Here is a 15511-nt window from a genome sequence, read left to right on the forward strand (position 1 = left end):
GTCGGCCTCTCAGTAGTCGTAGGACCGGATCGACGGGGCGTTGCCCGCGATGGTCAACAGCTGGATCTGCGAGGTGCCCTCGAAGATGCGCAGGATGCGGCAGTCCCGGTAGAGGCGTTCGATCTCGGATTCGCGCATGAACCCCGCGCCGCCGTGGATCTGCACCACCCGGTCGACGATCGCGAAGCAGGCCTCGGTGGCGGTGTACTTCGAGATCGAGGCGGCCCGGCGCAGGTCCTGCCCGGCGTCCTTGACATCGGCCGCCCAGTCGGCGGTCACCCGGGCGGCGACGAGTTCGGCGTCGCACGCGCCGAGCAGCAGCTGGATGGCCTGGAACTCCGCGATCGGATGCCCGAACTGCTTGCGCTCGACCGCGTACCGGCGGCCCAGCTCCCAGGCGCGCAACGCGATGCCGTTGGCCATCGCGGCGACATCGATGCGGGCGCGGTTGAGGGCGGTGAGCGCGATGTTGCCGCCGCGGCCCTCGGTGCCGATCACCGCGTCGTGCGGCAGGACCACGTCGTCGAGGTAGACGGTGTAGGTCGGCGCCGAGCGGATGCCCAGCTTGTCCTGCGGCTCGGAGTAGGTGATGCCCGGCGTGCCCTTCGGGACCGCGAAGGCGGTGATGCCGCGGAACCCGGCGTCGGGATCGGTCTTGGCGAACAGCACCACAAGGTCGGCCTCGCGGGCGTTGGAGATGAAGGTCTTGGCGCCGGAGAGGTGCCAGCCGTCCGCGGCGCAGCGGGCCACCGTGCGCATGGACGCGATGTCGGACCCGGCGTCCGGCTCGGTGAGGGCGAACCCGGCCAGCTGTTCACCGGCGGCAAGCGCGGGCAGCCGGCGCGCCCGCTGCTCGTCGGTGCCGCCGACCAGGATCGGTTCGAGGCCGAGGTAGTGGGCGGTGTAGATCGAGGCGAGGGCGGCGTCGGCGCGGGCGACCTCCTCGATGGCGACCAGCTGCGCGCGGGTGGACAGGCCGAGCCCGCCGTATTCGGTGGGCACCGAGATGCCCATCAGGTCCTGGTCGGCGAGCCTGCGCACCAGGTCGGCGGGGAACCGCGCCGAGGCGTCGCGCTCGGCGGCACCGGGCAGGATCTCGGCCTCCGCGAAAGCTCTTACGCTGCTGCGGAATTCGGTCAGATCTAGGTCGTGGTCGAGAACCGGGACGGACACGGGAACGCTCCTCGGGATAGGACGAGAATTTCATCAGACGGAATAAGTATTTCGCCAGACGGCAAGACCGACTATGGCGTGGATCGCAGAATTTGTCCAGAACCACGGGCGAACCGCAGAGTGATCGATCGGGTCCGGCCGAGGTGGGCATTGACATTTCTGTATAGACAGGCTTATACATGTACCTCGATGTGACCGGACGCACATCGATACCCGGAACGCATCGACCCCGTTTCCGTCCTCCGAAACCCGGGAGATTGGTTTGAACCAGACCGCCGACGTGCTGACACGGGGCCTCACGGCCCGGCACATCCGATTCATCGCCCTCGGGTCGGCCATCGGCACCGGCCTGTTCTACGGATCGGCCGAGGCCATCCACCGCGCCGGACCCGCGGTCCTGCTGGCCTACCTGATCGGCGGCGCCGCGATCTACATCGTGCTGCGCTCGCTGGGCGAGATGGCGGTGAGCAATCCGGTCTCCGGCTCGTTCGGCGAGTACGCCAGCAAGCACCTCGGCCCGCTGGCCGGATTCATGACCGGGTGGACCTACACCTTCGAGATGGTGATCGTCTGCCTGGCCGACGTCACCGCCTTCGGCGTCTACATGGGCTTCTGGTTCCCGGACGTGCCGCGCTGGATCTGGGTGCTGTCGATCATCCTGTTCATCGGCGCGGTCAACCTGCTGCACGTCAGGGTGTTCGGCGAGGTCGAGTTCTGGTTCAGCCTGGTCAAGATCGTCGCGATCCTGGCGATGATCGTCGGCGGCGTCGCGATCCTGATCTTCGGCTTCGGCATGCACGACACCGACGCCGGGCTCACCCACCTGTGGGCCGAGGGCGGCTTCTTCGCCACCGGCATCGGCGGCTTCCTCACCTGCTTCGCGATCGTGATGTTCGCCTTCGGCGGCACCGAGATCATCGGCATCACCGCGGGCGAGGCCGAGCGGCCCGAGCGCACCATCCCGCGCGCGATCAACACCGTCCCGGTGCGGATCATGCTGTTCTACGTGCTCACCCTGGCGGTGATCATGGCGATCAACCCCTGGCAGAGCATCGGCTCCGAGGGCAGCCCGTTCGTGCAGATCTTCCAGGCCCTCGGTATCGGCCCGGCCGCCACCGTGCTCAACATCGTGGTGATCACCGCGGCACTCTCGGCGATCAACAGCGACATCTTCGGTGCGGGGCGGATGATGTACGGCATGGCCCAGCGCGGCCAGGCGCCCGCGGTGATGCGCCAGGTCTCCCGCAACGGCGTGCCGTGGATGACGGTGGTGATCATGACGGTCACGCTGCTGGTCGGCGTGCTGCTGAACTACCTGATCCCGGACAAGGTCTTCCTGATCATCGCCTCCATCGCCACCTTCGCGACCATCTTCGTCTGGCTGATGATCCTGCTCGCGCACTACCGCTCCCGGCGGCGGATGAGCGCCGAGGAGACCGCGGCGCTGCGCTTCCCGGTGCCGTTCTGGCCCTACGGGCAGCTGATCACCATCGCGTTCCTGGTGTTCGTCGTGGCGATGATCGCCTTCGACGCCGACAGCCGGGTGGCGCTGGTGGTGGGCGCGGTGTGGCTTGCCCTGCTGTGGCTGGCCTATCGCCGGTGGGTGCGGCCCACCCCCGCCGCAACCGATGCGGCACCCGTGGCCGGTCCCGGAACCGACCCGGCCGACCCGGCCGACCCGGCCGACCCGGCACTGACGACCCCGACCCCTCGAATCGAAATGGAGAAGAACCTGTGAGCATCGACGCCGAGCGCAAGGCATCGGTCACCGCCGAACCCGTCGTGGTGGGCACCGGACCGGTGACGCCCGCGGACGTGGTGCGGGTGGCCAGGGACGGGGCGCCGGTGCGGCTGTCCGACGAGGCCGTGGCCGCGATGGCCGACAGTCGCAAGCGCATCGAGGCGCTGGCCGCCGACCCGAAGCCCGTCTACGGTGTCTCGACCGGGTTCGGCGCGCTGGCGGTGCGCCATATCCCGCTCGAGCTCCGCAAGCAGTTGCAGCGCAGTCTGGTGCGCTCGCACGCGGCGGGCTCGGGCCCCGAGGTCGAACGCGAGGTGGTGCGCGCGCTGATGCTGCTGCGGCTGTCCACCCTGGCCACCGGCCGCACCGGCGTGCGCCCCGAGGTGGCCCGGACCTACGCGGAACTGCTCTCGGCCGGGATCACCCCGGTGGTGCACGAGTACGGCAGCCTCGGCTGCTCGGGCGACCTCGCGCCGCTGGCGCACGTGGCGCTGGCCGTGCTCGGCGAGGGCACCGTGCGCGATGCCCACGGCGAACTCCGGCCCGCGGCCCAGGCGCTGGCCGAGGCCGGCATCGAGCCGGTCGAGCTGGCCGAGAAGGAGGGCTTGGCGCTGATCAACGGCACCGACGGCATGCTCGGCATGCTGGTGCTGGCCTGCCACGATCTGCGCCGGTTGCTACAGCTGGCCGACGTGACCGCGGCGATGAGCGTGGAAGCGCTGATGGGCACCGACAAGGTGTTCGCCGCCGACCTGCAGGCGCTGCGCCCGCACCCCGGCCAGGCCGCGGCGGCGTCGAACATGTCCCGGCTGCTCGCGGACTCACCCATCGTGGCCAGCCACGCCACCCCGGACTGCACCGTGGTGCAGGACGCCTACTCGCTGCGCTGCGCGCCGCAGGTCGCCGGCGGCGCCAGGGACACCCTCGCGCACGCCGAACGGGTCGCGCAGTGGGAGCTGGCCGCCGCGGTGGACAACCCGGTGGTGACGCTGGACGGGCGGGTGGAATCCAACGGCAACTTCCACGGCGCCCCGGTGGCCTACGTGCTGGACTTCCTCGCCATCGTGGTCGCCGACGTGGCGAGCATCAGCGAACGCCGCACCGACCGTTTCCTGGACAAGGCGCGCAGCCACGGCCTGCCGCCCTTCCTGGCCGACGACCCCGGCGTGGACAGCGGGCACATGATCGCCCAGTACACCCAGGCCGCGATCGTCTCCGAGCTCAAGCGGCTGGCCGTCCCCGCCAGCGTGGACTCCATCCCGTCCTCGGCGATGCAGGAGGATCACGTCTCGATGGGATGGTCGGCGGCCCGCAAGCTGCGCCGGGCCCTCGACGGCCTCACCCGCGTACTGGCCGTCGAGGCGCTGACCGCCGCACGCGCCCTGGACCTGCGCGCGCCGCTGTCCCCCGCCCCCGCCACCGCCGCCGTTCGCGCGGTGCTGCGCGAACACGTCGAGGGCCCCGGCACCGATCGCCACCTGGCCCCCGAGATCGAGGCGGCGGTCCGGCTGGCCGCCTCCGGCGCCCTCGTCGCGGGCGCGGAATCGGTGGTCGGCCCGCTGGATTGAGCACGGCCACCGGCTGAGCACCACGACGATGCCCCCGCCCCGACCCGGGCGGGGGCATTGTCGTATCCCCGCCCCGCGCCGGGCGGGGGGCATCGTCGTATCCCCGTTCCTCGGACCGACGCCGTCGCGATCCTGGCACCGGCCGTCCGGACAGCGGTCGCGGAATCCCGGTGAATACCAAGGCTTCCCGCAACGCAGACGACCCCGGAGCTGCCCCTCACGCAGCTCCGGGGTCGTGGACCGGTCGGGCCGATCAGCCTTCCTGCATCGGGATGCGCACGCCGCGCTCCCGGGCGACCTCGGCCGCGTGGTCGTAGCCCGCGTCCACGTGCCGGATGACGCCCATGCCGGGGTCGTTGGTCAGCACGCGCTCGAGCTTCTGGGCGGCCAGTTCGGTGCCGTCGGCGATGCACACCTGGCCGGCGTGGATGGAGCGGCCCATGCCGACACCGCCGCCGTGGTGGATGGACACCCACGACGCGCCGGAGGCGGTGTTGACCAGGGCGTTGAGCAGCGGCCAGTCGGCGATGGCGTCGGAGCCGTCGGCCATCGCCTCGGTCTCGCGGTAGGGCGAGGCCACCGAACCGGAGTCGAGGTGGTCGCGGCCGATGGCGACCGGCGCGGACAGTTCACCGGAGGCCACCATCTCGTTGAACTTCAGGCCGGCACGGTGGCGTTCGCCGTAGCCGAGCCAGCAGATACGCGCGGGCAGCCCCTCGAACTTCACCTTCTCCCCCGCCATGGTGATCCACCGCTTCAGGTGCTCGTTCTCGGGGAACAGCTCGAGGATCGCGCGGTCGGTGGCGGCGATGTCCTTCGGATCGCCCGACAGCGCGGCCCAGCGGAACGGGCCGAGGCCCTCCTCGAACAGCGGGCGGATGTAGGCGGGCACGAAGCCGGGGAACGCGAAGGCGCGCTCGTAGCCGCCCTTGCGTGCCTCGTCGCGGATGGAGTTGCCGTAGTCGAACACCTCCGCGCCCTTGTCCAGGAAGCCGACCATCGCCTCGACGTGCTTGGCCATCGAGGCCTGCGCGGCCTCGGTGAACCAGGCGGGGTCCTTCTCGGCCATGGTGTGCCAGTCCGCGAGCGCGACGCCCACCGGCAGGTAGGACAACGGATCGTGCGCGGAGGTCTGGTCGGTGACGATGTCGATCGGGGCGTCCATCGCCAGCAGCTGGGGGAAGATCTCGGCGGCGTTACCGAGCAGGCCGATCGAGAGCGGCTTGCGCTCGTCACGGGCCGCGAGCGCCAGCTTCAGCGCCTCCTCGACGGTGTCGGCCCTGGTGTCGAGGTAGCCGTGCGCGATGCGGCGGTCGATGCGCGCGGGGTCGCATTCCACGCAGATCGCCACGCCCTCGTTCATGGTCACCGCCAGCGGCTGCGCGCCGCCCATGCCGCCCAGGCCCGCGGTCAGGGTGATGGTGCCGGCCAGCGTGCCGCCGAAACGCTTGCGCGCGACCGCGCCGAAGGTCTCGTAGGTGCCCTGCAGGATGCCCTGACTGCCGATGTAGATCCACGAGCCTGCGGTCATCTGGCCGTACATGATGAGGCCGAGCTGCTCGAGCTTGCGGAACTCCTCCCAGTTGGCCCAGTCGCCCACCAGGTTCGAGTTGGCCAGCAGCACGCGCGGCGCCCACTCGTGGGTGCGGAAGACACCGACCGGCTTGCCGGACTGCACGAGCAGGGTCTCGTCGTTCTTCAGCGTCTTCAGGGTGCGCACGATCGCGTCGAACGCCTCCCAGCTGCGCGCCGCCCGGCCGGTGCCGCCGTAGACCACCAGATCGTCGGGCCGTTCGGCCACTTCGGGGTCGAGGTTGTTCATCAGCATCCGCAGCGCGCCTTCCTGCTGCCAGCCCAGCGCGCTCAGTTCGGTTCCGCGGGCGGCGCGCACGGGGCGCGGGCCGGGCGGGGTGGATGCGTTCGTCATTGTTCTCTCCTCGGAATCGGAAAATGTGCGCCGGGTCACGAGAAACCGGAGTTAGGTGTATAGTCCTGTATATACAAGCAACTGTCAAGCGACCGGCGCAGCGCGCCCTCGTGTGCGACCACCCCTGGCCGCCCGCGACCTGCGCCCGGCCGCGCCCCGGCGCGGAAACGGTGACATTTCCGCTGGAAGGTAGTGGACATGACGGCAACTTCTTCGGTTCCGGATGCGGCGTCGCGACCGCGGCGGCGCGTCGACGGCGACTGGGACGACCGCCTCCGCAACACCCCGATCGCACCCGCGCTGAGCGGGCACTACAGCGCGGTCATACCCGAAGGCTATAAGCGCGACACCTCCCCCGAGCGGGCCCTCGCCGACCTCGGACGGCTCGAAGCGCTCGACGACGGCGCGGTCGATCTGCGCATGGAACGGCTGCCCGGCACCGCCGGCGAGTGGCGGCTCACCCTGTATGTCGCCGGGCGGGCCGCCTCGCTGAGCGAGGTGATGCCGATCCTGCAGAGCCTGGGCGTGCACGTTCTCGACGAGCGGCCCTACCGCCTGACCACCGCCGCCGGAATCGACTGCCGCCTGTACCGGTTCACCCTGCGCTACCCCGACCACGTGCCGGCCGAGCCGCTGGACGAGGCCGACTTCGCACGCCGCTGCACCGACACCTGCGCCGCGATCTGGCACGGCCGCGCCGAGGCCGACCGTTTCAACGAGCTGGTCGCCCGGGCGGGCCTGGACCACCGCCAGGTCACCGTGCTGCGCGCCTACGCCAACTATCTGCGCCAGGGCGGCTTCCCCTACAGCGCCGACCACATCGCCACCGTGCTCGGCGCACACCCGGGCCCGACCCGCGCGCTGGTGCGGCTGTTCGAAGCCCGCTTCGACCCCGACGGCACCGCGGGTGACGCCGACGCACTGCGCGAGCGGCTCGAGCGCACCATCGCCGAGGTGCCGGGACTCGACACCGACCGCATCCTGCGCGGCTACCTCGGCGCCGTCCTGGCGACGCTGCGGACCAATCACTACCTCGGCGGTCCCGGCCACGAACCCGACTGCCTGGCACTGAAATTCGACCCGCGCCGGATTCCGGAACTGCCGCTGCCGCGCCCGCACTTCGAGATCTACGTGTACTCGCCCCGCGTGGAGGGGGTGCACATGCGCTTCGGTGCGGTGGCCCGCGGCGGGTTGCGGTGGTCGGACCGCAAGGAGGACTTCCGCACCGAAGTGCTCGGCCTGGCCAAGGCCCAGGCGGTGAAGAACGCCGTCATCGTGCCCGCGGGCGCCAAGGGCGGATTCGTGGTCAAGCGCCCGCCCGCGAGCACCGGCGACCCCGCCGCCGACCGCGAGGCCCACCGCGCCGAAGGGGTGCGCTGCTACCGCACCTTCATCGGCGGGCTGCTCGACATCACCGACTCGGTGGACCGCGCGACCGGCGCCGTGCGGCCGCCCGCACGGGTGCGTCGCCACGACGGCGACGACACCTACCTCGTGGTCGCCGCCGACAAGGGCACCGCGGCGTTCTCCGACATCGCCAACGAGGTGGCCGCCGCGCACGGCTTCTGGCTCGGCGACGCCTTCGCCTCCGGCGGCTCGGTCGGCTACGACCACAAGGCGCTGGGCATCACCGCCCGCGGCGCCTGGGAGAGCGTGAAGCGGCACTTCCGCGAACTGGGTCTCGACCCGCGGCACGACGACTTCACCGTGGTCGGCATCGGCGACATGAGCGGTGACGTGTTCGGCAACGGGATGCTGGCCAGCAGGCACATCCGACTGGTCGCGGCCTTCGACCACCGCCACATCTTCCTCGACCCCGACCCCGACGCGGCCACCTCCTACGCCGAACGCGCGCGCCTGTTCGACACGCCCCGCTCGTCGTGGGCGGACTACTCGCCCGAGCTGATCAGCGCGGGCGGCGGGGTGTGGGAGCGGACGGTGAAATCGGTGCCGATCAGCCCGCAGGCGCGCGCGGCGCTCGGCCTGCCCGCCGAGGTGACCAGGCTGACCCCGCCGGAACTGATCCGGGCCATTCTCCGCGCGCCGGTGGATCTGCTGTGGAACGGCGGCATCGGCACCTACGTCAAGGCGGCCACCGAGACGGCGCTGGACGTCGGCGACAAGAACAACGACGCGGTCCGCGTCGACGGCGCCGAGGTGCGCGCCCGGGTGGTCGGCGAGGGCGGCAATCTCGGCTTCACCCAGCGCGGCCGTATCGAATACGCCCGCGCGGGCGGCCGGATCAACACCGATGCCCTCGACAACTCGGCCGGGGTGGACTGCTCCGACCACGAGGTCAACATCAAGATCCTGCTCGACGGGCTGGTGGGCGCCGGACGGCTGAGCACCGCCGAACGCAACGCGCTGCTGGCCGAGATGGCCGCCGAGGTCTGCCGGCTGGTGTTGGCCGACAACGAGTCCCAGAACCAGCTGATGGGTACCGCCCGCGCCCGCGCGGTCGCCTCGCTGGCCGTGCACGGCCGGCTCATCGACCACCTCGAGCGCGAGTACGGCCTCGACCGCGACCTGGAGGTGCTGCCGTCGAAGCAGGAGATCGCCGCGCGCCGCCGCGCCGGGCATGGCCTCACCTCACCGGAGCTCGCTACGCTGCTCGCGCACGTCAAGCTCGCCCTGCGGGCCGATCTGCTGGCCGGTCCGCTGCCCGACGACCCGGCCTTCGCCGAGCACCTGGCCGGCTACTTCCCGCAGCGCCTGCGCGCCGAGTACGCCGAGGCGATCGCCGCGCATCCGCTGCGCCGCGAGATCGTGGCGACGGTGCTGACCAACGACGTGGTGGACAACGGCGGCATCACCTACGCCTACCGGCTCACCGAGGAGTCCGGCGCCGACAACGCCGACGCCGTGCGCGCGTTCGCGGTCGTCACCGCGGTGTTCGACCTGCCCGGACTGTGGCGCGACATCCGCGGCGCGGGACTGAGCGCGGACCTCACCGACGAGCTGATCGTGCTCAGCCGCCGCCTGCTCGACCGCGCCGCGCGCTGGATGCTGACCCAACGCCCGCAGCCGCTGGCGGTGGCCGAGGAGATCGCGCGGTTCCGCGGCGGGATCGCCGAACTCACCCCGCGGGTGGCCGGGTGGCTGTCCGGCCGCGACGCCGCCGCGCTGCGCACCCGCACCGCCGCGTTGACCGATCGCGGGGTGCCCGCGGAGCTGGCCGAGCGGGTGGCGCTGCTGCTGGACCGCTTCGCCCTGCTCGACATCATCGAGGTCGCCGCGGCCACCGGGCGCCCGGCGGCGGCGGTGGCGCCGGTGTACTACCTGCTCGGCGAACGGCTGGGCGTGGTGCCGCAGCTGATGGCGGTCTCGCGGCTCGAGCGCGGCACCAAGTGGAACGCGCTGGCACGGGTGGCCCTGCGCGACGAGCTCTACGACACCATCCGGGCACTGTGCCGGGACGTGCTCACCGACGGCGAGCCCGGCGAGTCCGCCGAACGCGTGATCGACGACTGGGCGCAGCGCTGTGCGGCCAAGCTCGACCGCACGCAACGTATCCTCGAGGCAATCTCGGAATCGGGCGACCGGGATCTGGCGGCGTTGTCGGTGGCGACGCGCCAGCTTCGGGCGCTGGCGCGATGATTCACCTCGGCGCGCAGCCCGTGGCACAGCAGCCCGGTGAGACAAGGGAACGGATGTCGGTGTGGCGATCGAAGTAGTCGACGCGGAACTGGCCGCGGTGTACGACGCACTGGGGAGCGAGTTCGCCGCGTACGAGCGCGTCAAGCAGCTCATCGTCTCGCAGATCAAGGGCGGCCGGTGGCGTGCGGGCGACCAGATCCCCTCGGAGAACCAGCTCGTCAGCGCGCTGGGGCTGTCCAGGATGACGATCAACCGCGCGCTGCGCGACCTCACCGCCGAGGGCGTGCTGAACCGGGTGATGGGGGTGGGCACCTTCGTCGCCCCCACCAAGGCGGCCTCGCCGCTGTTCGAGGTGAAGAACATCGCCGACGAGATCCAGCAGCGCGGCCACCGGCACCGCACCGAAGTGGTGTTCGTGCGGTCCGAGCACGCCGAGATCGGGCATCCGGTGCTCGGGGACGCCTTGGGCGGCAACGTCTTCCATTCGCTGATCGTGCATTTCGAGGACGATGTGCCGATCCAGGTGGAGGACCGCTATGTCAACCCGGCCGAGGCGCCGCACTACCTCGAGCAGGATTTCACCACGACCACCCCCAACACCTATCTCAGCGCGGTCGCGCCGCTGGAACGCGGCGAGCACGTGGTCGAGGCGGTGCTCGCCGCGCCGGAGGAGTGCCGCCTGCTCGGTGTCCCGCGCTCGGAGCCGTGCCTGCTGATCCGGCGCCGCACCTGGTCGGCGACCGGACTGGTGAGCGCGGCCCGGCTGATCCATCCCGGCTCGCGCAGCAGGCTGGAAGGCAGCTTCGGACCCAGCTAGCCGCTCTCGGCGACCGCCACGGCGGGGCGGCTCCCGGCGGCCGCCGCCCGCAGCCCGAGCGCCGCGGCCTCACCCCGGGTGGCCACACCCAGCTTCTTCAACACGCCCGCCACGTGGAACTTCACCGTGCTCTCGGCCAGCCCGAGCTCGCGCGCGATGGCCTTGTTGCGCATGCCCGCGCAGACCAGCGCGAGGACTTCGCGCTGGCGCCGGTTGAGACCGGCGAGCAGGCTCTGATCGCCCGGCGCCGCGGGCGGCTCGAGCGGGATCCGGACGGTGACCCGCGAGCCCCAGCCCGGCACCGACTCGTAATCGGCGCGCGCGGCCAGGGCGGCGACCCGCCCGTGCAGGCGCCTGCGCAGCCCGTCCAGGTCGTCGAGGCCCTCCCCCTGGTCGCGGAGGTCCATGACCAGGGCGTCGTCGTCGCACTCCCAGGCGATGCGCAGCCGGGAGCCGCACCGGTTGAGGAAGGCGAGCACCACCGCGTGCGCCATCGCTCTGGCGCCGGAGGCCACCTCGCCGGGGATCGGCCTGCTGGTCGGCGGCGGCGCGACGAACTCCACCGCCAGGTCGCGGTCGCGCAGCAACGGCACGATCTCCTCCCGCAGCCGGGCGAAAGCCGCCGCCGGTGACTCCTCGGCCAGGTTGCGGTCGGCCGACTGGGCCGCGCGCACGGCGAGCAGCGCCTCCGACGCGGCGGCGGCGGCGATGCCGCGGGCCCGGCCGTCGTCGAGGTTCGGGGCGCGCAGGGTGGCCAGGATCCCGGCCAGCGCCGCCTCGTGCGCGGCGGTGAGTTCGGCGGTGGCGCGGGCGCGTTCGCTGGAGGCGGCGCGCGACTCGGCCAGGTAGTCCGGCCCGGCCTGGGTCACCTGCTGCCGGATGGACACCGCGACCAGGCCGAAGATCGCCGCCAGCTGGTGCGGGCTCGGCAGTTCCCGCTCCGCGCGCGGCACCAGCACCAGCAACGTGCCGATGGCGTCGCGCACCAGCCACAGCGGGCGCGGCGCGCCCGCGAACCGCCCGACGGTGCTCGCCCAGCCACCGGGTGGCACAGTGTCTTTCAGGGCGTCGAGCTCGTCGATGGTCACCACGTCGACCAGGTCCGGCGGGCCGGCCACCTTGCGCGGTCGGCCGGTGCACTCGCGGGTGAACACCACCAGGGCCCGGTGCGGCCAGCCCTCGGCCAGGTGCCGGGAGAGCCTGCGGGCGATCTCGCCGAGCGGCCCCTCGATCACCGCGCGCACCGCCGCCAGCTGGTCGCGCGCGTGGTCGCACGCCGGGTGCGCTGATCGGGTCATGGCCGGAGTCTAGCGACCGGGACTAGCCGAAGGTCGAGCCGATGCCCGCCTTCCGACCAGGTCGCGATCGGGGCGGGCGGCAGTAGCGTCGTGGGTGGCTATGCGCGAACGCGCATGGATCCGCTACGTCTCGGAGGTACGAACACCCATGCCACAGCAGGTACGCGGCGTCATCGCCAGGTCCACGGGCGCGCCGGTGGAGATCACCGACATCGTCATCCCGGATCCCGGGCCGGGTGAGGTCGTCGTCGCCGTCGCGGCGTGCGGGGTCTGCCACACCGACCTGACCTACCGCGAGGGCGGCATCAACGACGAGTTCCCCTTCCTGCTCGGCCACGAGGCCGCGGGCACGGTCGAATCCGTCGGTCCCGGTGTGGATTCCGTGCAGCCCGGCGACTTCGTCGTGCTCAACTGGCGGGCGGTGTGCGGGCACTGCCGGGCCTGTCGGCGCGGACGGCCGCAGTACTGTTTCGACACCTTCAACGCCGAGCAGAAGATGACCCTGCTCGACGGCACCGAACTCACCCCCGCCCTGGGCATCGGCGCCTTCGCCGAGAAGACCCTCGTGCACGCCGGGCAGTGCACCAAGGTCGACCCCGCCGCCGACCCGGCCGTGGCCGGGCTGCTGGGCTGCGGTGTGATGGCCGGGCTCGGCGCGGCGGTCAACACCGGCGGGGTGAGCCGCGGCGACAGCGTCGCGGTGATCGGCTGCGGCGGCGTCGGTGACGCGGCCATCGCCGGTGCGCGCCTGGCCGGCGCCGCCACCATCATCGCCGTCGACCGCGACCCGCGAAAGCTGGCCTGGGCCACCGACCTCGGCGCCACACACACCGTGGACGCGAGCCAGGTCGACGCGGTCGCGGCGATCCAGGACCTCACCGGCGGATTCGGCGCCGACGTGGTGATCGACGCGGTGGGCCGTCCGGAGACCTGGAAGCAGGCCTTCTACGCCCGCGACCTGGCGGGCACCGTGGTGCTGGTCGGCGTCCCCACCCCGGACATGCGCCTGGAGATGCCGCTGATCGACTTCTTCTCCCGCGGCGGTGCGCTCAAGTCGTCCTGGTACGGCGACTGCCTGCCCGAGCGCGACTTCCCCTACCTGGTGGACCTGTACCTGCAGGGGCGGCTGCCGCTGGAGAAGTTCGTCACCGAACGGATCGGGCTCGAGGACGTCGAGAAGGCCTTCCACACCATGCACGCCGGCGAGGTGCTGCGCTCGGTGGTGATCCTGTGAGTGGCGCGTTGCGCATCGACCGGGTGGTCACCTCCGGGGTCTTCGAACTCGACGGCGGCTCCTGGAACGTGGACAACAACGTGTGGCTGATCGGCGACGACGACGAGGTCGTCGTGGTGGACGCCGCGCACGAGGCGGCGCCCATCCTCGCCGGTATCGGCGGACGGAACGTGGTCGCGATCGTGTGCACGCACGGCCACAACGACCACGTCACGCACGCGCCGCAGCTGTCGGCCGACCTCGACGCGCCGCTGCTGCTGCATCCCGGCGACGAGCCGCTGTGGCAGCTGACCCACCCGGGCCGGTCGTACAGTTCGCTCGCCGACGACCAGCGGATCGCCGTGGCGGGCACCGACATCCAGGTCATCCACACCCCCGGCCACTCCCCCGGCTCGGTCTGCCTGTACCTGCCGGAAGCGGGTGCGCTGTTCTCCGGCGACACCCTGTTCGCCGGCGGCCCCGGCGCCACCGGGCGCTCGTTCTCGGATTTCCCCACGATCATCGATTCGATCCGGGACCGCGTGCTGACCCTGCCGGAGGAGACCCGCGTGCACACCGGTCACGGCGACGCCACCACGGTGGGCACCGAGGCGCCGCACCTGGCCGAGTGGATCGCCCGCGGCTACTGATCCGACGGCTGCCGATACGACAAGGCCCCCGGCGCACCAGGTGGTTCGGTGCGCCGGGGGCGTCGCGGTGCGCTGTCAGGCCAACGCGGTCCAGATACTCTTGACCTCGGTGTAGGCGGCGATCGCCTCCCAGCCCATCTCGCGCCCGATGCCGGAGGCCTTCATGCCGCCCCAGGCCGCCGCCGCATCGAGCATGGGCGGCAGGTTCAGGTAGACGGTGCCGGCACGCACCGCTGCCGCCAGCCGGTTGGCGGTGGCGAGATCGCGCGACCACACGACCGCGGCCAGCCCGAAGTCGGAGTCGTTGGCCTGCCCGGCGATCTCCTCGGGATCGTCGTAGGACAGCACCGACAGCACCGGGCCGAAGATCTCCTCGCGGGCGATCCGCATGTCCTGGCGCACCCCGGTGAACACGGTCGGCTCGTAGAAGTAGCCGTCGGCGAGGTCGCCCTCGGCCCGCGCACCGCCGGTGACGAGTTCGGCGCCCTCGGCCACCCCGGTGCGCACCAGGGTGTGCACCCGGTCGAGATGTTCGGCCGAGACGAGCGGCCCCATCTGGGTGTCCGCGGCACGGCCTGGCCCGACCTTGATCGCGCGGGCCGCCGCGACGAGCTTGTCGACGAACTCCGCCTCGCGCCGCCGGTCGACATAGATCCGGGAGTAGGCGGCGCAGACCTGGCCGGAATTGAGCGTCCCGCCGGCGATGTTGCCCCGCACTGCGGCGTCGATGTCGGCGTCGGCGGTGACGATGCTCGGCGTCTTGCCACCCAGTTCCAGCGAGACCCGGGTGAGCGCGCGTCCCGCCGCGGCGCCGATCTCCCGGCCCACCTCGGTCGAGCCGGTGAACGAGATCTTGGCGATACCGGGATGCGCCACCAGCGCCCGGCCGGTGTCCGGCCCGCCGGGCACGACGTTGATCACGCCGGGCGGAAAGCCGGCCTCGGCGGCCAGTTCGGCCAGGCGCAGCGTGCTCAGCGGCGTCTGCTCCGCGGGTTTGACGACCACGGTGTTGCCCGCGGCCAGGGCGGGCGCCAACTTCCAGGTGAGAATGGTGAGCGGGAAGTTCCACGGCGTGATGAGCGCGCAGACGCCGAGCGGTTCGCGCCGCGTCCGGTAGTCGACATCCGGGATCGACAACGGCGCGGTGATCCCGGTGATCTTGGTCGCCCAGCCGGCGTAGTAGCGCAGGTGCTCGACGGCGTTGGGTACCGAGATGCCCGCGGCCACCCCCAGGGGTTGCCCCTGATCGGTGGTCTCGAGCAGGGCGAGTTCGTCGGCGTGGGCTTCCACCAGGTCGGCGAGCCGGTTCAACAGGCGGGCACGGGTGGCGGGCAGCATCGCCGCCCACGACGGTGCGGTGTAGGCGCGGGCCGCGGCCGCGACCGCGTCGTCGACGTCGGCGGTACTCGCCTGGGCCACGTCGGTGATGACCTTGCCGGTCGCCGGGTCGACGGTGGCGAAGGTACCCGCCCGGCCCGGGCGCCACTCGCCGTCGATGAAGAGCTGGTTTCGCATGATGGTCCTCTC

General features: G+C 71.7%; 10 protein-coding genes. 6 read left to right on the plus strand and 4 right to left on the minus strand.

All coding sequences use genetic code 11. The features are described 5' to 3' along the window. Nucleotides 1–9: 9 nt before the first annotated feature. On the minus strand, nt 10–1173 hold the full coding sequence (locus AMO33_RS14105) for an acyl-CoA dehydrogenase family protein (protein WP_060592897.1): 1164 nt from the start codon (nt 1171–1173) through the stop codon (nt 10–12). A gap of 262 nt (nt 1174–1435) precedes the next feature. Here AMO33_RS14105 and AMO33_RS14110 point away from each other — a divergent pair, with 262 nt between their 5' ends. Both AMO33_RS14110 and hutH read left to right on the plus strand, forming a co-directional pair. Next, nucleotides 1436–2911: an amino acid permease gene (locus AMO33_RS14110; protein WP_060592898.1), complete on the plus strand. Its 1476-nt coding sequence runs from the start codon at nt 1436–1438 to the stop codon at nt 2909–2911. Continuing rightward, nucleotides 2908–4482 (plus strand): histidine ammonia-lyase, encoded by a 1575-nt coding sequence (gene hutH, locus AMO33_RS14115; RefSeq protein WP_170916127.1) that lies wholly within the window; start codon nt 2908–2910, stop codon nt 4480–4482. The genes AMO33_RS14110 and hutH overlap by 4 nt, the downstream gene beginning before the upstream one ends. 253 nt (nt 4483–4735) lie before the next feature. Here hutH and hutU read toward each other — a convergent pair whose 3' ends face one another. Beyond that, complete coding sequence (hutU, locus tag AMO33_RS14120; RefSeq protein ID WP_060592899.1) at nt 4736–6409, minus strand: urocanate hydratase; 1674 nt, start codon at nt 6407–6409, stop codon at nt 4736–4738. Nucleotides 6410–6601: 192 nt separating this feature from the next. On the opposite strand from hutU, the gene AMO33_RS14125 reads away from it, so the two are divergent. Together AMO33_RS14125 and hutC are read left to right on the plus strand one after the other, a co-directional pair. Next, nucleotides 6602–10006 carry an NAD-glutamate dehydrogenase gene (locus AMO33_RS14125; protein ID WP_060592900.1) on the plus strand — a complete coding sequence of 1135 codons (3405 nt, stop codon included), beginning with the start codon at nt 6602–6604 and terminating at the stop codon, nt 10004–10006. A 61-nt stretch (nt 10007–10067) separates the two neighbouring features. Continuing rightward, nucleotides 10068–10823 carry a histidine utilization repressor gene (gene hutC / locus AMO33_RS14130; protein ID WP_060592901.1) on the plus strand — a complete coding sequence of 252 codons (756 nt, stop codon included), beginning with the start codon at nt 10068–10070 and terminating at the stop codon, nt 10821–10823. On the opposite strand, the gene AMO33_RS14135 is transcribed toward hutC, so the two are convergent. Then, nucleotides 10820–12121: a LuxR C-terminal-related transcriptional regulator gene (locus tag AMO33_RS14135; RefSeq protein WP_060592902.1), complete on the minus strand. Its 1302-nt coding sequence runs from the start codon at nt 12119–12121 to the stop codon at nt 10820–10822. The genes hutC and AMO33_RS14135 overlap by 4 nt on opposite strands. Nucleotides 12122–12269: 148 nt before the next feature. Between AMO33_RS14135 and AMO33_RS14140 the strand changes: the two genes are divergently transcribed. Both AMO33_RS14140 and AMO33_RS14145 read left to right on the plus strand, forming a co-directional pair. Further along, nucleotides 12270–13355 (plus strand): S-(hydroxymethyl)mycothiol dehydrogenase, encoded by a 1086-nt coding sequence (locus AMO33_RS14140; RefSeq protein WP_060592903.1) that lies wholly within the window; start codon nt 12270–12272, stop codon nt 13353–13355. Further along, nucleotides 13352–13984 (plus strand): MBL fold metallo-hydrolase, encoded by a 633-nt coding sequence (locus tag AMO33_RS14145; RefSeq protein WP_060592904.1) that lies wholly within the window; start codon nt 13352–13354, stop codon nt 13982–13984. Before AMO33_RS14140 ends, AMO33_RS14145 begins: the two co-directional genes overlap by 4 nt. A 75-nt stretch (nt 13985–14059) precedes the next feature. Here the strand turns inward: AMO33_RS14145 and AMO33_RS14150 are convergent, their stop codons facing one another. Next, entirely contained in the window at nt 14060–15499 is a 1440-nt protein-coding gene (locus AMO33_RS14150) for an aldehyde dehydrogenase family protein (RefSeq protein WP_060592905.1), read from the minus strand. Nucleotides 15500–15511: the final 12 nt, after the last annotated feature.

Source organism: Nocardia farcinica, from assembly GCF_001182745.1.
Classification (GTDB): domain Bacteria; phylum Actinomycetota; class Actinomycetes; order Mycobacteriales; family Mycobacteriaceae; genus Nocardia; species Nocardia farcinica.